General features: G+C 42.2%; 16 protein-coding genes and 2 pseudogenes. 7 read left to right on the top strand and 11 right to left on the bottom strand.

The annotated features are described in order from the left end of the window. Positions 1-5 precede the first annotated feature (5 nt). The 4 genes and pseudogenes from RM368_RS32080 to RM368_RS32065 form a co-directional block, all read right to left on the bottom strand. Positions 6-1766, bottom strand: coding sequence for a methyl-accepting chemotaxis protein (locus RM368_RS32080; RefSeq protein ID WP_322697797.1), 1761 nt, complete (start codon positions 1764-1766; stop codon positions 6-8). A 181-nt stretch (positions 1767-1947) separates the two neighbouring features. After that, positions 1948-2853, bottom strand: a pseudogene (locus RM368_RS32075) (methyl-accepting chemotaxis protein); the annotation flags it as partial. 96 nt (positions 2854-2949) lie between these two features. Next, positions 2950-4221, bottom strand: a complete 1272-nt coding sequence (locus RM368_RS32070) for a CheR family methyltransferase (RefSeq protein WP_322697796.1) — start codon at positions 4219-4221, stop codon at positions 2950-2952. 21 nt (positions 4222-4242) lie between these two features. Beyond that, positions 4243-4725, bottom strand: coding sequence for a chemotaxis protein CheW (locus RM368_RS32065; protein WP_322697795.1), 483 nt, complete (start codon positions 4723-4725; stop codon positions 4243-4245). A gap of 162 nt (positions 4726-4887) precedes the next feature. Between RM368_RS32065 and RM368_RS32060 the strand changes: the two are divergent. Further along, positions 4888-5274 (top strand): annotated as a pseudogene (locus tag RM368_RS32060) (hypothetical protein); the annotation flags it as partial. A gap of 177 nt (positions 5275-5451) precedes the next feature. On the opposite strand, the gene RM368_RS32055 reads toward RM368_RS32060, so the two are convergent. The 4 genes from RM368_RS32055 to RM368_RS32040 all read right to left on the bottom strand — a co-directional run bounded on the left by RM368_RS32055 (position 5452) and on the right by RM368_RS32040 (position 7975). Beyond that, positions 5452-5817, bottom strand: a complete 366-nt coding sequence (locus RM368_RS32055) for a type II toxin-antitoxin system PemK/MazF family toxin (RefSeq protein WP_322697794.1) — start codon at positions 5815-5817, stop codon at positions 5452-5454. Then, on the bottom strand, positions 5811-6041 hold the full coding sequence (locus RM368_RS32050; RefSeq protein WP_322697793.1) for a DUF2281 domain-containing protein: 231 nt from the start codon (positions 6039-6041) through the stop codon (positions 5811-5813). The genes RM368_RS32055 and RM368_RS32050 overlap by 7 nt, the downstream gene beginning before the upstream one ends. An 84-nt stretch (positions 6042-6125) precedes the next feature. Beyond that, positions 6126-7517, bottom strand: coding sequence for an asparagine--tRNA ligase (gene asnS / locus RM368_RS32045; RefSeq protein WP_322697792.1), 1392 nt, complete (start codon positions 7515-7517; stop codon positions 6126-6128). Positions 7518-7612: 95 nt separating this feature from the next. Next, on the bottom strand, positions 7613-7975 hold the full coding sequence (locus RM368_RS32040; protein WP_322697791.1) for a hypothetical protein: 363 nt from the start codon (positions 7973-7975) through the stop codon (positions 7613-7615). 44 nt (positions 7976-8019) lie between these two features. Between RM368_RS32040 and RM368_RS32035 the strand changes: the two genes are divergently transcribed. Then, positions 8020-8298 (top strand): DUF6439 family protein, encoded by a 279-nt coding sequence (locus RM368_RS32035; RefSeq protein ID WP_094328229.1) that lies wholly within the window; start codon positions 8020-8022, stop codon positions 8296-8298. A 68-nt stretch (positions 8299-8366) separates the two neighbouring features. Here RM368_RS32035 and RM368_RS32030 read toward each other — a convergent pair whose 3' ends face one another. Both RM368_RS32030 and rlmD read right to left on the bottom strand, forming a co-directional pair. Further along, a complete protein-coding gene (locus RM368_RS32030; RefSeq protein ID WP_322669713.1) occupies positions 8367-8816 on the bottom strand; it encodes an anti-sigma regulatory factor in 450 nt (149 codons plus the stop codon). 425 nt (positions 8817-9241) lie between these two features. Next, positions 9242-10612: a 23S rRNA (uracil(1939)-C(5))-methyltransferase RlmD gene (gene rlmD / locus RM368_RS32025; RefSeq protein WP_322697790.1), complete on the bottom strand. Its 1371-nt coding sequence runs from the start codon at positions 10610-10612 to the stop codon at positions 9242-9244. Positions 10613-10856: 244 nt separating this feature from the next. Between rlmD and RM368_RS32020 the strand changes: the two genes are divergently transcribed. From RM368_RS32020 to purF, 5 genes are all read left to right on the top strand, one after another. Continuing rightward, positions 10857-11342, top strand: a complete 486-nt coding sequence (locus tag RM368_RS32020) for an allophycocyanin subunit alpha-B (protein ID WP_012407637.1) — start codon at positions 10857-10859, stop codon at positions 11340-11342. 853 nt (positions 11343-12195) lie between these two features. Then, positions 12196-12507 carry a hypothetical protein gene (locus RM368_RS32015; RefSeq protein WP_322697789.1) on the top strand — a complete coding sequence of 104 codons (312 nt, stop codon included), beginning with the start codon at positions 12196-12198 and terminating at the stop codon, positions 12505-12507. Then, on the top strand, positions 12494-12886 hold the full coding sequence (locus RM368_RS32010) for a type II toxin-antitoxin system death-on-curing family toxin (RefSeq protein WP_322697788.1): 393 nt from the start codon (positions 12494-12496) through the stop codon (positions 12884-12886). The genes RM368_RS32015 and RM368_RS32010 overlap by 14 nt, the downstream gene beginning before the upstream one ends. 43 nt (positions 12887-12929) lie before the next feature. Continuing rightward, positions 12930-15392, top strand: coding sequence for a phosphoribosylformylglycinamidine synthase subunit PurL (gene purL / locus RM368_RS32005; RefSeq protein ID WP_322697787.1), 2463 nt, complete (start codon positions 12930-12932; stop codon positions 15390-15392). A 404-nt stretch (positions 15393-15796) separates the two neighbouring features. Continuing rightward, entirely contained in the window at positions 15797-17296 is a 1500-nt protein-coding gene (gene purF, locus RM368_RS32000) for an amidophosphoribosyltransferase (protein ID WP_322697786.1), read from the top strand. A 323-nt stretch (positions 17297-17619) separates the two neighbouring features. Here the strand turns inward: purF and lysS are convergent, their stop codons facing one another. Beyond that, positions 17620-19305: a lysine--tRNA ligase gene (gene lysS / locus RM368_RS31995; protein WP_322697785.1), complete on the bottom strand. Its 1686-nt coding sequence runs from the start codon at positions 19303-19305 to the stop codon at positions 17620-17622. Positions 19306-19440 lie beyond the last annotated feature (135 nt).

The following is a 19440-nucleotide window of genomic DNA, read 5'->3' as shown; positions in this document are numbered from 1 at the left end:
GAGAATTAGTGCAGGGGTATAACGTTTTCTGCTTCCACCTGAAAGCAGGCAATCTCTTGACGCAATCCCTGCGCCACTTGGTTAAGTTGGGCTATGGCATGATTAATTTCCCGCAAGGAATCCGTACTTTGCACAGAGGTACTGCTCAATTGCACCATCGTTTCACTAATTTGTTGCGCTCCCACAGATTGGGTTTCCATACCCTGGTTGACAAACTCAAATCGCGGATTTAGGTCTTGCACTTGCTGGATAATTTGTCCAACCTGTGTACTAATATTGGCAACATCTTCTATACTCCGCCCGACTTCTGCGGCAAACTTGTCCATTTCCATCACACCTGTAGAGACTGACGATTGCATCTGCTTCACCATCTGCTCAATATCGAGGGTAGCAACGGCGGTTTGATCTGCTAGTCGGCGAATTTCTCTAGCAACGACAGCAAAGCCCAAGCCATACTCTCCAGCTTTTTCGGCTTCAATCGCCGCATTTAACGACAGCAGATTCGTTTGATCTGCCACCTTGGTAATTGTGACAACAATAGTATTAATGCTATTTGCCTTTTCGCTAATTACTCCCAATCGAGCAGCGATCGCATTAGTGGCTTCTGCTAACTGCCGCATAGTGGTTTCCATTCGCACTATATCTTTTTGACTATCATTGGCTGCTGTCGTTGTGATTTGGGAAATGGTTGCAACTTGTTCCATTGCACTTACTAATTCCCTAGAGGTAGCGGAAATTTCTTTGGTAGCAGCAGCTACCTCATTAGTAGAAGCTACTTGCTCAATGAGCGTCCCTTCTAACTGTTTACCTGAAGCTGCTATTTGAGTCGCTGAGGAAGTAACCTGTATGCCTGAATGCTGTACCTGACGAATCAGAGTGTTCAGATTCTGAGTCATGCTTTGGAAAGCAGTTAAGAGTCTATTCATTTCATCTTTGCTGTTGGAATCAGCCGTGACCTTAGTTGTTAAGTTACCCGTGGAAATTTGCTCTGCAACCCTAACAACACCAAGAATCTGAAATGCAATTTGTCGAGCGATTACCAAGCCAAAAATAATCGCAGTTATGGGGCCAATGGCAATTCCGACAGAAATCCAGAAAATACTGCGGGCCACATTCTGTTCGACTTCTTTTTGCGTATCTAATATGTAACCTTCATTAAGTTTTAAAAGTTTTTCTGCTTGGACATCAGTTATTTTAAATAATGGTTCTTCCTTATTTGCTCCCTCATAATCCATGCGATTACGTAATTGAATTGCTGTTTTAATAGTGTCAAAATCTGAAATCTTCTCTTTTCCTTGACGAATTAATTCAATTTGTTTTTTCCAAGGATTGTGAATACCAAGTTGAGTGAACTGTTGTTCAATATCTAACAATTTCTCATGAGCTTGCTTCCAGGCATCCAGTTGTTCTTTAAGTAAGGCATACTCGTTTTTTTCTTGCTCGCTTAATGGCGTTGCTTCGTACTGTTTAATACCTTCATTAATCTGTTTCCAAGCATCCTGTATTTGCATTATTGCACCTTGTCTTTCAGTAACAGTGACTTCAGGATCAAATAGTAACCGTTCTGCCGATTGGATTTGTGTCTGACCTTCGTTAATCTTCCATATCCCGGACACACTGGGGAGGTTATCCGTCGCCAGTATATTGATGTACTGATTTAACTCGTTGGTGGTGAACCATCCCAGCAAGGCCATCGTGAGTACAATCAGTCCCATGAATAAAAATGAACCGATCAACCGTGTTTGCAAGGTGATGTTCTTGAACATTGGGTATCCTATTGTTCGTCTGTTGCTGTAAAACGCGTTCAGTTCTTAAAATTCCCAAATCACAAACAAGATGAACAGTCTGTATTTTTATTTTGAAACAAATTATTAAGTAGCTAGCTTAGTTCAGAGACTAGATTTTACTGATGATGTAAAAATCTTGAAATATTTCCTCAATTGTTGATTAGATTGATTGCTGAGGAGTTAAAGTAGAATATTCTGTTTTCACCTGAAAGCGGGTAATCTCTTGACGCAATCCTTGAGCAACTTGATTGAGTTGAGCTATGGCATGATTAATTTCCCGCAGAGAATCAGCTGTTTGCACTGAAGTACTACTCAAGTGCACCATCGCATCACTAATTTGTTGCGCTCCTTGAGACTGTATTTCTGTACCTTGATTTACAGCTTCAAAACGTGGTGCTAAATATTGTACTTGGTCGATAATTTGACCAACTTGAGAACTAATGCTGGCAACATCTTCTACACTTCGTCCAACTTCAGCAGCAAACTTGTCCATTTCCATCACGCCTGTAGAAACGGAGGATTGCATCTGCTTCACCATCTGCTCAATATCTAAGGTAGCGACGGCAGTTTGGTCTGCTAGTCGGCGAATTTCTCTAGCTACTACAGCAAAACCTAAGCCGTATTCTCCAGCTTTTTCCGCTTCAATCGCAGCATTTAAAGACAACAAATTAGTTTGGTCTGCCACTTTCGTAATTGTGACAACAATATTGTTAATATTATTAGCTTTTTCACTAATTACCCCAAGTCTGGCAGCTATAGAATTGGTGGCTTCTACTAGTTGGCGCATGGTAGCTTCCATCCGTAATAAATCTTTTTGACTATCACTAACTGCTCTATTCGTGGCTTGTGACATTCCTGCCACTTCTTCCATCGTTTTCACCAGTTCTTTAGAAGTCACAAAAATTTCCTTGGCAGCTGCTGTAACTTCATTAGTAGAAGCTAATTGCTCAGTAATTGTAGCTTCCAATTGTTTGCCTGATGCTGCTATTTGAGTTGCTGAAGAAGTCACTTGTATCCCAGAGTGTTGTACTTGACGAATAAGTTTATTCAGACTCTGGATCATATTTTGAAACACTTGCAATTCCTAGAGTTCCCAGATCGGAAACGAGATTAACAGTTTGCATATTCAATTTTGAAACAAATTATTAAGCACTATCCTGATTCACTTCTTCTTTAGTCGGTGAATCCGCTGCCAAAGGATATTTGCGCTACCAATATTTCCTTGATGTTCTCTGAGTAATGCCAAATGAATAAGTGCCTCTTCATGAGTAGGTTGCAGGTAGATTGCTTTTTGAAAAGATTGTTCCGCCTGCTCATTTTGTGCCATTGCTTGCTGTACCTGACCAAGTAGAAGGTACGCTTCAATACTGACCTGATTTTGGTTCAGATAGTCGTTGCATAATTTAGCAGCCTCATTCAACTGACCTTGATTAGCTAAGTTTCTGGCTGTTTCTAACAAATTTTCCTTCAGGTCTTTTAGTAATATAAGGTTTTGAGAAGGAAGATTCAATCTCGCTTGTGCAGCAAACTTGGAATTGTTTTTGTTCGGTAGTTGTCGCTTGTTGAGAACATCGATATTTTTGCTTGTCAAGTCTTGTTTCTGAAGATTGGGACAATGATTTTTGCGAATATTCTCGCACGTTGGGGACTTTCGATGAGTAACCACTGAATCTTGACGAACTGAAACAAATTCAGTTTTCGATAGTAACCAAGCTTCAGCATGTCCAACAAATAGCAAACCTTGCGGGTTTACCAACCTTTTTAGAACTCTAATAGTATGTACCTTGGTAGCACTATCAAAGTAAATCAGCAGGTTACGGCAAAAGACAATATCATAGGGCGGCGTACCCAATAAAAAATCGGTATCTACTAAGTTACCGTGCAGAAAATTCACCATACTTTTCACCTGTTCGCACAGGCGATATCCTGTCTCAGTTGCGTGAAAATAGCGCTCTTTAAACGATTGGCTATTGCCGCGAAACGAGTATTGATGGTAGATTGCTCGTTGCGCTTTTAGTAGGCACTTGTTACTAATATCAACAGCATCAATGTGAATGTTTGTTGAATTTAATCCTGCTTCCAAAAGAGCGATCGCAATGGAATATGGTTCTTCACCCGTTGCACAGGGTATACTCAAAACCCGCAGTACACTTTGGGGATTTTTTGGCAACCATTCAGATAAGACGTAATGCTTCAGAAATGCAAAAGACTCTGGTTCTCGAAAAAACCAAGTTTCTGGAACAATTACACTGTCAATCAGTGCTTCCCATTCCTGGGTAGATCCCTGTAACTTCCCTAGATAGTGAGCAATATCCGTGATGCCACAATCTGCCATGCGTTGATAAATTGCACTGGCGATCGCATCAGCACCAATAGAATTTGCATCTAAACCAATCTTGCTTTTTAGTAAAGCTTCAATAACAGATTGTGCCATTTATAGAGTCTTCAGACCAATCTAAAATCTAGTATTGTGATGACTTTCTGGCAAGAGATTGACTTGCTGTGCTTCTGACAACAAGTACTCAATGCGAAGGCACTGAATCATCCCTCGATCATCTACAATCATTTTGCCCAAATATGGCGCTGTATCTATCTGGATATTGGCATCGATAAATTCAGATTCAGACTGGTGTAATGTTTCTACAACTTGTTCTGTCATCAAACCCAAAATATAGGGAGCCTGAAGTTCTGTATTATTACTTCCCCAATAATTGACTAGGACAATTCTAGTACTCAGGTACTCACTGGAAGGTTTACCACGCATTAACTGACATAAATCGATTACTGGTACAATGCGTCCCCGATAATTAAAAACACCAGCGATATGTTCAGGCTGGTGGGGCAAAGTTTTGAGTACAACAAGTGGTATTACTTCTATAACCTGTCGGCTTGCTATGGCATATCGCTCATTTCCAATGTTGAGAAGTAACATTAGCATTAACTTACATCTCCAGTGCTAGCTTTTGTATTACTTATAGACTATGCAAAACGCTTATCCTACGATGTCTAGTAATAGTAGGTTGAGTTGACACAAGGAAACCCAAGATTAACAAATTTAATTTTTATCAGCAATACATGAGACTCATTCTTTCAAGCTGCCATGTATAACAATATCTGTAAATTCATTGCCGAAAACTTCAAAGATGATTTGGCAACTTGGTTACTAGGTTCACCGATTAAATTAACAGAACTTAGCCCTACTGAATTATCAAGCGAACCAATTCGCAAGGCATAGCCGTGCGGAGGTTCCCCCCGTTGAGGCGACTGCCGCACCGATTCGTTAATTTTCTTGCAATCTGATGATTTAGTTCTACATACCGAATTTCAAACCGATCTTGACGAAGATATTCACTTTCGGATGTTAGATTATCGAGTTAGGGTTTATCGCCGTTTTTCTAACAAAGAAATGCGTCAAATAGTAATTTATTTGAAAAAAACAAGTTCAGAATTAGTCTATAAAAATAGTTTTAAATTAAACAATACTTACCTTACACAAATAATGTAATAATACCTAATATTTATCAATCATTATTATTGTTTATAATCTTTAAGAGCTGATTCGTAAAGAAAATCTTAAGGATACCCAACTCATTGCTGGGCATGACTTTCAGACAATTAACGCTTGATTGACTCAAATTCCTGAAACCCTTACGAGACAAAGACTTTACTCTAGTTTACAAATTAGCTCTAAGCCAAGGATAGTAGACAAAGCTATTGCCAAGTTATCTAAATAACTATTATCCAAATGACCAATCACTCTGATAATTTTTGATTTATCAACAACCCGAAGTTGCTCACAAAGCACAACAGAATCTTGGCTTAAACCACCGATACCAGCAGGTACAAATACATGAGAAGGTAAAATAGCACGTCTAATTTTTGAAGTGAATGGTGCGATAATAGTATGGGGGCTAACAGCATTTGCCCGATCAATTTGCACTACTACCACAGGTCTAATCCCTGCTTGTTCTGTACCAATAACAGGATTGAGATCGCACAAAACTACATCTCCTCTTGAGATATCTACCACTGGATTTCTCCACGTGCCAAGCGTTCTTCATAATCTTTTAAATTAGATAAATATTCTGAAAAATCTGATTCTACTATTTCTAACGATTCGCTAAACTGAAGCCATAATTCCCAGTTCTTACCGCTATGCTTCATTAATAGGAAGTCGATAAAATCACTTACTTCCTGAACTAAAGCTTCTGGCATTTGCCGGATTTTACCAATGGTTTGGTCTTGTATACTCATGATAAATGTTTTTAGTTAGATTTCTCTTTATCTACAAAAGTCAAAAACCTGGCGATTGGAAATAGCCAGGTCGAATAATTTAAACTAAAATTCAGCACTTTGTGGTGTACGCGGAAAGGGAATCACATCACGAATATTTCCCATACCAGTTATAAATTGCACAAGTCGTTCAAAACCCAGTCCAAAACCTGCGTGAGGGACAGTACCATAACGACGCAAATCAAGATACCACCACAAGTCTTCTGGCTTTAACCCCTGCGCTAATACACGGCGTTCTAATACTTCTAAACGTTCTTCCCGTTGAGAACCACCGACAATTTCGCCAATTTTCGGTGCAAGAATATCCATTGCCCGGACGGTTTTTTCATCGTCGTTCAAGCGCATATAAAAGGCTTTGATTTGCGCTGGGTAATCTGTGACAATTACTGGCTTTTTAAATTGTTGTTCAGCTAGATAGCGTTCGTGTTCTGATTGTAAATCTAAACCCCAACTCACAGGATATTCAAATTTAACATCAGCTTTTTCTAAAAGTGCGATCGCTTCTGTATAAGTTAAGCGTTCAAACTGATTATTAATAATATTCTCGGCTGTTGCCAACACAGATTTATCAATGCGTTCATTGAAAAATTCCATATCTTCTGGGCAAGTTTCCAATACATATTTAAAAATGTGCTTGAGAAACGCCTCAGCTAAATCCATATCGCCTTCTAAATCACAAAAAGCCATTTCTGGCTCAACCATCCAAAATTCTGCTAAGTGGCGGGAAGTATTGGAATTTTCGGCACGGAAGGTAGGGCCAAAGGTGTAGACGTTAGAAAACGCCATCGCCATCACTTCTGCTTCCAATTGGCCGCTAACTGTTAGATATGTGGGTTTAGCAAAAAAGTCTTGGTTGTAATCTACTGCTTGGTTTTCTGTGCGGGGAATATTCTTTAAATCTAAACTGGTAACGCTAAACAATTCACCCGCGCCTTCGCAATCACTAGCAGTGATGATGGGTGTGTGTACCCACAAAAAGCCTCTTTGTTGGAAAAATTGGTGAATTGCTGTCGAACAAGCATTTCTGACACGGAAAACTGCACCAAAAGAATTAGTTCGCGATCGCAAATGTCCAATAGTTCGCAGAAACTCAAAGGAATGGCGTTTCTTTTGCAGGGGATATGTATCGGGATCAGCTTCCCCGTAAACTTTCACGGACTCGGCTTTCAACTCAATCCGTTGTCCTTTACCAAGAGAAGCCACTAGTACCCCTGTTGTCTCAACAGCAGCACCCGTATTCAATTTTTTCAATATAGCTTCGTAATCTGGCAAATCCTGATTAATGACGACTTGCAAATTAGCTAGTGATGAGCCGTCATTGACTTCAATAAAAGCAAACCCTTTGGACTCGCGCTTCGTCCGCACCCAGCCTTGCACTTGGAGGGACTCATCAGGTTGGCCACTTCGCAATATTTCTGCAATCCGTCGATTTACCATATTTTACAACTTATATTTCGTTAACGTAGTCAGTATAAATATTAAAGAATCTTAACCATTTAACCCAATCCAAAATCCAAAATCCAAAATTGGATTTACCCAGCATAAGACTTTAATATCCAGCCTATGATAACGCCCATTCCACCAAAGCGGACGACTTGCCAGAAAGGTTTTTTGAGGCTACGCCAAGAAAATAACTGGCTTTCTAAGTTCACTTCTAGCCTTTCCAACTGCTGTTGAATGTGCCGTAACTCTGCTTTGATTTCTGGTGTCTGAGATTTATTGTGCTTTAGTTGATCCCGGCGCTGTTGCCATTGTGCCTGTTCTTGGCGATCGCGTTGCACTCGATCGTAACGTTCTCTTAAGGATAGGAGCGATCGCTCTACTTCCTCTAGTTCTTGCTCAAAATCTGGTTCGGGATTTTCTGCTGACGGCTGTGATTGTTTAGGCGGCTTCATTTACAAGTAGTAAAGTAGAAGTAAATGCAAATGTGCCAATAGTTATGTCCCAATCTACCCAGCTGCCGAAAACCAGTCAACTGAATGAACTTAGTACTCTAGAACTTGCTCAAGCCCTGATGGAAAGACTGAGCATTTCCCCTAACGATTGGCATCGCCTCAAGTCTAACCGCAATTCCCGCGCTAATGAACAAGTGGCAGCAGCGATTGTGTATCTTTTAAAGAATCAGCCACAAGAAGCTCAAGCGAGATTAGAACAGGCAATTGGTTGGTTAGATCGCTCCATTTCCGCCCCTCCCTGTCCGACTCACGGAAAAAGTTAGAAGTTAAGAGTTAGGAGTTATGAATTATTATTCAACTTCTAACTTTTAACTCCTAACTCCTAACTACCCTACCGTCGCAGAGATAATCCCCGGCGATTTTCCATTTGTTTACAAAGCCTCAATTCTGTGCCTTTGCGGTTCCACTCTACCCGATCAAAAATTTGATGCAGAAGACATAAACCACGACCATTTTCTGACTCATCTGGTGGAAGATAGTCTGTTGGTTCTTCATTACTAGTAGATGAAGGAGTAAAACCACTACCTTGGTCTGATATTATCCACCAATATTGATTATCTATTACGGAAAAACGAACTACAACTGTTTTACTCGGATCGAGATTATTACCATGTTTAGCTGCGTTGACTAGGGCTTCTTGAAGTCCTAGCCGCAGTTCTGCTTGTAATCTTGCTGGAATTTCTGCCAACAATAAGTCTAATATGGGACAAAGGTAGAGGGTTGAGGCAAAACTAATAGTGCCCCAATAACGTCCAACTGGACGGAGTGAAATAGTAATCACAAGAGAAACCCCATAGCTTTCAGTTAGCTAGACATCAGTTTGCTATTACAGTCACCCTGATAAAACTTGAGGTGGTCATGCTGCCTTCAAACTTGCGTCTTTAAAACTAAATTTTGAAAATGCTAGGGAGCATTGGCTCTATAGTCTGAATTGGGATTGTTTAGATATATCGGCTGGAATAAATTTGATAATCAACTCAGCAAATTAAAAATATGCTGTTAATTTTAGAGAGTATTGGCATACTCTAATTAGTTGCCGATTTATAATTCACACAATCTTCTTCATGTTTTTCAGAACCTATGCTACTTGAATTTATTTAAACAAAATGAATTTTTATTTTTCGCTTAATTCAATTTTAGCATCTTTAGTATGCACTACACTAGAAATTTCAAATTTCAGTTTTTTTGAAGGAATTACTAACCTTGTCAACAATGTGATAGCACAAGAAAGGCGGCAGCTTCAACATGAGCAGTTTGAGGGAAAAAATCAGCAGGTTGTACCCGTGTGATGGTATATTGCCCATCTTGACAAAGCAATTTCAGGTCGCGGGCGAGGGTAGCTACTTTACAGCTGACGTAAACGATCCTATATGGTTTCAATTGCCGTAAAGTATCTATGACTGCGCGATCGCACCCCTTACGTGGCGGATCGAGTATTACTACTTCTGGTATTGTGCCCATTTGGGGAAGCAATTTCTCTACTGCCCCAACAAGGAAAGTCACATTATCAATTCCGTTGCGGTGGGCATTCAAAATTGCTTGTTCTACTGCTGCTGGTTGCACTTCTAATCCTGTAGCAATACGTACTTTTTTGGCAAGGGGTAAAGTTAAAGTCCCAATACCACAGTAGGCATCAACTAGGAACTCATGCCCTTGAAGATTGAGTTCTGATTGAATTACCTGCAATAATGCCTCTGCCGTTTCTGTATACACTTGGAAAAATGTATCTGGGCGTACTTGAAATTCCAGTCCAGCAAAATATTCATGCAGGTGGGGGACTCCAGCAATGCAACGGGTTTCTGATCCAAAGATAGCATTTGTGCGATCGCTATTGCGATTGAGCAACACTCCCACTAACTGCGGATAGCGCTTTAACCATTCTTGGGCTTGGGTTGCAATTCCTGATAAATTCCAGTCCTTTACCACCAAAGTCAGCAATATTTCCCCAGTGTGTCGGCCAATGCGTAAACTGAGATGGCGAATTTTTCCTTGGTGGCGGTGTTCGTCGTAAATTTGCCAACCTTGCTGTTGAATATCCTGCTTAACTTCGGCAAGTAAGGGATTTAATCGCGCATCTTGGACTGGACATTGATTTAAATTAATTAATTGGTGGCTACCTTTTTGATAGTAACCAGCTTGTACTTGTCCTGTTGCCGATAGCGAGAGAGGATATGTAGATTTATTACGGTAGCCGAAAGCAGAAAGGGCGGCGAGTACCGGATCTACTGGTGGTTGAATAAAACCGCCAATACGTTCCAAAGCTTGGATAACTTGATTTTGCTTGGCTACTAGCTGGTAATCATAATTAATATGCTGCCACTGGCAACCACCACACTTATCCGCCACAATACAAGTGGGTCGGATGCGGTGGGGGGATGGCTCTAATAGCTCCTGGAGCTTCCCATGGCCGTATTTTGGTTTAACGTGTACTAAACGGACAATAGCGCGATCGCCTGGGACAGTATCTGGGACAAACACTACACGCTCATCAGCACGTCCCACACCATCGCCTGTATCACTCAGATTAGCGATCGTCACTTCAATTAATTCACCCTGTTGCCAAATTATTTTAGTCATTTGTCATTTGTCATTTGTTACTGGGCATTGGGCATTGGGCACTTATACTGAGCGAAGTCGAAGTATTGGACATTAGTTATTAATTCTTCTTCCCCTGCTCTCCTGCTCCCCTGCTCCCTCTACCTCCCCTGCTCCCCACTCCCCCAAATAGATAAATTCAATACATAAGTAGCTCCTATCCCTTCACTTGTGTACCTCCAACTCGCTAAACTAACAGATAATATTTCAGGTGATTTCAATAATCATGACTGTAATTAGCCAAGTTATTCTCAAAGCCGACGACGAACTGCGTTATCCCAGCAGTGGCGAACTTAAAAATATCAAAGACTTTTTGCAAACCGGCGTACAACGGACGCGGATTGCGGCTACCTTAGCCGAAAACGAAAAGAAGATAGTTCAAGAAGCAACTAAACAACTTTGGCAGAAGCGTCCTGACTTTATCTCCCCTGGAGGTAATGCTTACGGCGAACGCCAACGCTCTCTATGTATCCGTGATTTTGGCTGGTACTTACGCTTAATTACTTATGGTGTACTTGCCGGTGACAAAGAGCCAATCGAAAAAATTGGTTTGATTGGTGTGCGGGAAATGTACAATTCATTGGGCGTTCCCGTGCCTGGAATGGTAGAAGCGATAAATTCCCTCAAAACAGCCTCCCTTGGCTTACTGAGTGCGGAAGACGCTGCCGAAGCAGCACCTTACTTTGATTACATCATTCAAGCGATGTCTTAATACAAAGTGTGTGCTGGTTCTAGGAATATACTTCCGGTCTACTAAAGTGAGTGCGAGATACTAGCACTTGATAGGCATAAGATCCCCAATTCGATCGTACCTTCCCCACATTTGGTAGTGGCTGTGGCAAAATCTCTGTCAAGTTACCAACCAGTTGTGGGGAAATTTTATGGATATGGGCATGGGGCATTTGACTAATGACCAATGACCAATGACTAATGACTAAGGACAAATACAAAAAACCGACAGTCCTTGATTAAGGCTGTCGGCTATTAAGTGTGTTCCCTATTAATGACTCGGCTAGAGTTCAGTTGTCATTAATTATGCCTAGTTACTAATCGCTGGGAGACGATCCTAATCATCGATATGTGTGATTCTCGTCACTTGATTGTTACATCTAAACTGCATATACCCGAATAATCTCTGAGTCGGACTAGACTCACGTAAGTAAAGGAGCTAGAAATTTCACCAAGATTAAAAAATCAAGTTATCTTTATAGACTAAAGCATTTTGTGTGGTAATGATCTTAATCTTGTCTATCTTATGGTCGAAATAATCCTGTTGAGTGCATTCTGAGGTTGTACCACCCTTCTATCCAAGAAACAAGTTTGCTTGTAATAAAGGCTGTATAAGCATTTACTGCCAATATTTCCCAAGATGGAAATACAAGTATTTAGTTAGAGTTTAAATTGAAGAGCGATCGCGCTTCAATCTATAGGAAGTAAAAGTGTGTAGCTTGCCGCCGTAGGAATCGTGTTTTGCAACATAATGAGTCAATCACAATAGCGCGATAAACTAGAGTTAGCACCAGAAGTGATTTACAACTGGCAAAAAAACCTAGCCTGGGGTAACGATGGCAACAGAACAAAAGCACAGCAATTATTTATCAGAAGCCGAAAGCCGTCTGCGTCAACTTTCTCCTGAGAAGTTGCGAGTAGCAGTTGCAATTATTGCTTATCTACAAAAAACAGAAGAAAACGAAGCTACTGAAAAAATATTAAATATTCCTGATTTTGCCAAATATTTGCGTGAAATTGAACAAAATGAAGAAAAATTAGAAAATACTGCCTCAAATCAGATTGCCTCAGATGAAGAAGTATGGCAAGCTTACTTAGCAGTTGAAAAAAAATGGGAAGAGGTATTCCTTCAGCTTGCAAACTCTTAAATTTCTCACTATTTCTCAAGTCTTAGATATTCACCAACGCCAAACTCAAAGATTTGGTGGAACATTAGGTGTTAGAGACGAAGGTTTGCTAGATTCAGCACTGGCACAACCTCAAGCTACTTTTGGAGGTGAACTTCTCCATCCAACAATTCACGAGCAAGCAGCAGCGTATCTCTACCATTTAGCAATGAACCATCCGTTTATTGATGGCAATAAGCGTACCGCTTTCGCTGTTATGCTTACTTTTTTGAGCTTAAATGGCTACACTCTCAACGCATCCCAAGAGCAAGCTTACAACTTGGTGATTCAAGTAGTTCAGAAAGAAATATCCAAAGAAGAATTATCTACATTTCTGCAACTGTACTTACAGGGCAAGTAAATCGATAGAATAATGCTCTGTCCCCCCAGAGTGCATTACTTCCATGACTGCAACCTCAAAACCAGCTTTTTCCCCCCAAGAAATTGCGGCTGTTGGTCTTAAACCAGAAGAATACGCAGAAATTGTCCGTCGGCTAGGCCGTCATCCCAACAAAGCTGAACTGGGAATGTTTGGCGTCATGTGGTCTGAGCATTGCTGTTATAAAAATTCTCGACCTTTACTCAAACAATTTCCCACCGATGGCCCCCGCATCCTCGTGGGGCCTGGTGAAAATGCTGGTGTTGTAGACTTGGGTGATGGACTCCAACTAGCTTTTAAGATTGAATCTCACAACCATCCCTCAGCAGTCGAACCCTTTCAAGGAGCTGCAACGGGAGTCGGAGGTATTCTCAGAGATATTTTTACAATGGGTGCGCGTCCCATTGCCCTATTAAACTCGTTACGCTTTGGTTCCTTAGAAGATCCCAAAACCCAACGACTGTTTAGCGGTGTGGTGGCAGGAATCTCTCATTATGGTAACTGTGTGGGAGTACCCACTGTTGGCGGCGAAGTTTACTTTGACTCTGCTTACTCTGGTAATCCTCTGGTAAACGTTATGGCATTGGGGTTGATGGAAACCTCAGAAATCGTCAAATCTGGAGCATCTGGCTTAGGCAACCCCGTGCTGTATGTTGGTTCCACCACTGGGCGCGACGGTATGGGAGGCGCGAGTTTTGCTAGTGCAGAATTGAGCGATCAATCCATAGACGATCGCCCTGCTGTGCAAGTAGGCGATCCGTTTTTGGAAAAATCGTTAATTGAAGCTTGTCTGGAGGCGTTTAAAACGGATGCAGTTGTCGCCGCCCAAGATATGGGAGCTGCGGGAATCACCTGTTCTACCTCAGAGATGGCGGCAAAAGGCGGTGTGGGAATTGAACTAGATTTAGATAAGATTCCCGTCAGAGAAATAGGGATGGTTCCTTATGAATATCTGCTTTCGGAATCTCAAGAACGAATGCTGTTTGTTGCTCATAAAGGGCGCGAGCAAGAATTAATTGACATTTTCCATCGTTGGGGACTTCAAGCCGTTGTGGCTGGTACAGTCATCGCCGATCCGATTGTGCGAATTCTCTTTCAGGGTGAAGTAGCAGCAGAAATTCCTGCTGAGGCTTTGGCAGAAAATACCCCACTGTATAACCGGGAGTTATTGGCAGAAGCGCCAGAATATGCGCGTCAAGCTTGGGAATGGACTGCTGATTCCCTACCTCCTTCTACAACTGCTGGAATAGAACTTCCAGGAGGACTGCAAAGTTGGAATGATATTCTCTTAACTTTGCTCGATACACCGACGATCGCTTCTAAAAATTGGGTATATCGTCAGTATGACCATCAAGTACAAAATAATACGGTAATGCTTCCAGGTGGTGCAGATGCGGCTGTTATCCGTTTGCGCCCCCTAGAAGAGGGGCGGGGGAGCGGGAGTGCAGAGGAGCAGAGAAGAATTTCCAATGCCCAAAGCGGTGTGGCGGCGACGGTAGATTGCAATCCTCGTTATGTATATCTTGACCCTTACGAAGGAGCTAAGGCAGTGGTGGCAGAAGCTGCACGCAATCTTAGCTGTGTGGGTGCTGAACCTCTGGCGGTGACGGATAACCTAAATTTTGGCTCTCCAGAAAAACCCATTGGTTACTGGCAATTAGCAGAAGCTTGTCGCGGGTTGGCGGAAGGTTGCCGAGAATTGGCGACACCAGTCACGGGTGGAAATGTGTCTTTGTACAATGAAACTCTTGATTCTCAAGGTATCCCCCAACCCATTTATCCCACTCCTGTTGTCGGAATGGTGGGCTTGATTCCCGATCTAACCAAAATTTGTGGTCAAGGTTGGCAAGCCTCCGGTGATGTAATTTATCTTCTCGGATTACCTCTGGCATGCAAAATCAGTTTGGGAGCATCTGAATATTTAGCTACCATCCACGGGACTGTTGCCGGAAAACCACCACGGGTAGATTTTGACTTGGAACGCCGCGTCCAGAAAGTTTGTCGTGAAGGAATTCGTAATGGTTGGGTACGTTCAGCTCACGATTCTGCTGAAGGGGGAGTGGCGATCGCACTAGCCGAATGTTGTCTTGCTGGCAATCTTGGTGCTGAAATCAATTTAGAAATAGCACCAACACAGTTAAACCACGGCAGTTGCTCCACTTGGGGAGACCCCATCGCCCTTGGCGTCTCCCCTTGGGAGAAGACCGCACTGCCTCGCTTGGATGAGGTGTTGTTTGCCGAAGGTGGTGCCAGAATTTTAGTTTCTGTAGCATCAGCACAACAAGAAATTTGGGAATCATATTTACAGGAACATCTGAGTCAAGAATGGCAAAAACTGGGTGTAGTTAGTAATTTTGAGACTGGTTTGGGGGTTTTCACCACTGATAACCAAACCTTAATCAAAGTTAGTATCGAAGATATGAACGATCGCTATTTCCATGCGATCGCCAAACGTCTCGCCATCCATACCACTACTTCTGAGCGCTGAATGCTGAGTATTTAGACTTCACTCACAACTATTAGCGTCTCTGAGCAAAATTACGGTACTGTTTTAATGGATGGTTAAAGATTTGTTAAGAACTCCCCAGCCATCTAATAACCCCAGTGACTGACTACCGATTTGAGATTTTGAATTTTAGATTTTGGATTAGGGGCGTTGCTTTTAGTTCATATCTTGCTCTTACTGAGCAAAAAATCAATCTAAAATAGCCATTCTCAAATCCCAAGCCGCATCCTTACTACGGTGCGATCAATCCAAAAGACGCTCTCTACGAGACGCTGCGCGAACGCGGACTCGCTGACGCTCCGCTATCGTCAATCGTTCGACTGAGTAGTGTAGCCGAAGTCTCAAATCCAAAATTGATTGACCCCCCCACCAGGAGCAAAGCTAGCATGATTTCTATTCATTCTGTCACTTCGGATGAATACCCCGACCAGACCAACAACCCAATCAATAGTCATGAAAATCAGTCTGACAAGCCAGAAGAAGCTTGCGGTGTTTTCGGGATCTACGCCCCAGGAGAAAACGTTGCTAAACTGACCTACTTTGGATTGTATGCCCTCCAGCATCGGGGTCAAGAATCAGCTGGTATTGCCACCTTTGAGGGAACCCAAGTACATCTTTACAAAGACATGGGCTTGGTGTCTCAAATTTTTAATGAATCTGTCTTGGATCGATTGCCTGGTAGTCTTGCTGTTGGTCACACTCGTTATTCCACTACAGGTTCTAGCCGCAAAGCTAATGCCCAACCCGCAGTATTAGAAACCCGTTTAGGTTCATTAGCACTTGCACACAATGGTAATTTAGTCAATACCATGCAACTACGTCAAGAGTTGCTTGAGAATAAATGTAACTTAGTCACCACAACAGACTCAGAAATGATCGCTTTTGCGATCGCAGAAGCCATAGATACGGGCGCTGATTGGCTAGAAGGTGGAATTCAGGCATTTCAACGTTGTCAAGGAGCCTTTAGTTTAGTTATTGGCACTCCCGTCGGCGTTATGGGTGTCCGCGACCCTAATGGAATCCGCCCCTTAGTAATCGGCACTTTGGCTGGTAATCCAGTCCGTTACGTTTTGGCTTCCGAGACTTGTGGTTTAGACATCATTGGAGCCGAATACCTGCGAGACGTAGAACCAGGTGAATTAGTTTGGATTACTGAAGAAGGTTTAGCTTCTTATCATTGGAGTCAAAAATCTGAGCGGAAATTGTGTATCTTTGAAATGATTTACTTTGCTCGCCCTGATAGCGTTATGCACAACGAGAGTTTGTACAGCTATCGAATGCGATTAGGACACCAGCTAGCTAAAGAATCTTTTGTAGATGCCGATATTGTCTTTGGTGTTCCTGATTCTGGTATACCTGCTGCTATTGGATTTTCCCAAGCGTCTGGTGTCGCTTACGGCGAAGGACTGATTAAAAATCGCTATGTTGGACGAACCTTCATTCAACCAACCCAAACCATGCGGGAATCGGGTCTGCGGATGAAACTCAACCCCCTTAAAGATGTGCTGGTAGGTAAACGAGTAATTATTGTAGACGACTCGATTGTACGGGGTACTACCAGCCGTAAACTAGTCAAAACCTTACGTGACGCAGGTGCAGTAGAGGTACACATGCGAATTTCTTCTCCGCCTGTAACTCATCCCTGCTTCTATGGCATCGATACCGATTCTCAGGATCAGCTAATTGCTGCTACCAAGTCAGTAGCAGAAATTGCCAAGCAACTGGAAGTAGACAGCCTCGCCTATCTGAGTTGGGAGGGAATGCTAGAAGCGACACGAGAAGACACCAATAGTTTTTGTTCTGCCTGCTTCACCGGAGATTATCCCGTGGCGATTCCTGAGCAAGTGAAGCGTTCTAAGCTGATCTTAGAAAAGGTAGTGGTGTAGAAGCTGAGGGTATTAGATATACGTGTCAACTTAACGTGAAAGTTATGTCCTGCAAGGAACTTCAGTTCCTTGCTAATAGCTAAAGTCATCTAAAAGATGACTAAATAATCGGAAAAATCTTTAGTCTACTGAAGTAGACTTTAGCTATTAGCCCTGAAATTTATTTCAGGGTGGGTTGGAAGCCAACAGATAAGAGATTTCTAGCTTAAGTTGACACCAATAGTCTCCGACTGGCAACGAGAGACACGCCAGGCGAAACTCTTAGCAAATCCGAATCAAGTTGATGAATAGGGCAAGTCATCGCCCCATTTACCTTTACTAACTCAACTCAATTGTTCAAACTTAAATTTCCCTTTAATAAACTTGTTAAAGTATTGACCATCAGACGGTGCATTTTCTAAGCCTTCCTTTACACTAAGGGGTACTTTGAAATACTCATAAACACTTCCATTGTCAAATTCAATAGTTAGTGTTTGAGTTGTTGGATCGTAACGAAATTCTTTAATCAGGCTGCTGGAAGGCTTGAGTAAGGGGAAGGCGATCGCATCCCGAATACTGGCACAATCGGTTAATAACATCACCAAGCGATCGATCCCAATCCCTAAACCACCTGTAGGCGGCATCCCATATTCCAAAGCGGTGAGAAAGTCTTCATCTACACCTTGGGCTTCTAAATCACCAGCAGCTTTCCGCGCCGCTTGTGCTTCTAAACGTTCTCTTTGGTCGATGGGATCGGTAAGTTCTGAGAAACTATTCCCAGTTTCTCGCCCGACTATAAATAACTCAAATCTTTCCACCAAACCAGGCACAGAACGGTGAGGTTTTGCTAGAGGCGAAATTTCTACAGGGTAATCAATTACAAAGGTAGGTTGAATTAAATTGGCTTCTACTTTCTCTTCAAAGGCTAAATTTAGTAACTTACCAATTGATTGAGCTTCATCTATACCAGGGATAGCAGCATTTTTACTTGCTGTTTTTGCTTCTTCCAAACTTTGGAACGAATTAAAATCCAAGCCTGTAAATTCTTTAACTAAATCGTGCATTGTTACTCGTCGCCAAGGTGGTGTTAAATCTATCGGTTCTCCTTGGTAGGTGATTTGCAATGTGCCGAGTACCTCTTGGGCGACAGTAGTAATAATCCCTTCAGTCAACGCCATCATATCGTTGTAGTCGGCGTAGGCTTGGTAAATTTCAATCGTCGTAAATTCGGGATTGTGTCGAGTCGAAATTCCCTCATTGCGGAAAATTCGCCCCAATTCAAACACCTTTTCAAAACCACCCACAATTAGCCGTTTGAGATGAAGTTCTGTGGCAATTCGCAGATACAACTTCATTTCTAAAGTGTTGTGGTAGGTGATAAATGGACGTGCGTCTGCACCCCCAGTCTCACTTTGCAAAACTGGAGTTTCAATTTCCAGAAAATCCTGCTGTTCCAAATAGCGGCGAATACCAGCAGTAATTTGAGCGCGACGGCGGAAAGTTTGCCGCACTTCCGGGTTAACAATCAAGTCAACGTAGCGCTGACGATAGCGCTTGGCAACATCCGTTAATCCATGCCACTTGTCGGGTAGGGGCAACAGGGATTTAGTGAGGATAGTATATTGTTTAACGTAGACAGATAACTCGCCCTTTTCAGTCCGTTTAATAGTACCTTTAACTCCCAGGATATCGCCTGCATCTGTGAGTTGTTTTAAATGATTGAAGGCATCAGCATCAATATCTGCCATGCTTTCTTGGATGCGATTTTTATCCAGATAAAGCTGAATTGTACCGGTTTCATCTTGCAAGGTGAAAAAAGCCAATTTACCGAAAACGCGACGCGCCATAATGCGTCCAGCTATGGCAACTTCCAAATCAACTTCTTCGCCACTGGATAAATCGGCAAATTTTTCTTGCAACTGCGCTGCATGATGGGTGGATTCCCAACGATAGGCATAAGGGTTAGTCCCTAGCTGCTTGAGTTGTTCTACTTTTTCCAGCCTTGCGGCTCGGATATCTTCTTCCGACATGGTAACGAACTAAATAGGGCAAGATTAATTATAGATGCTGCCAAAGTTGAGAGTAAAAGATAATCGCCTAAAAGTGATGTGTTGAGGGGGCGACAATACTCGTTAAAGTACCACAGGTAAAGGATTTGAAGTAAC

Source organism: Nostoc sp. DedSLP03, assembly GCF_034530815.1.
GTDB lineage: Bacteria > Cyanobacteriota > Cyanobacteriia > Cyanobacteriales > Nostocaceae > Nostoc.
This window is presented reverse-complemented; position numbering and strand designations above follow the sequence as displayed.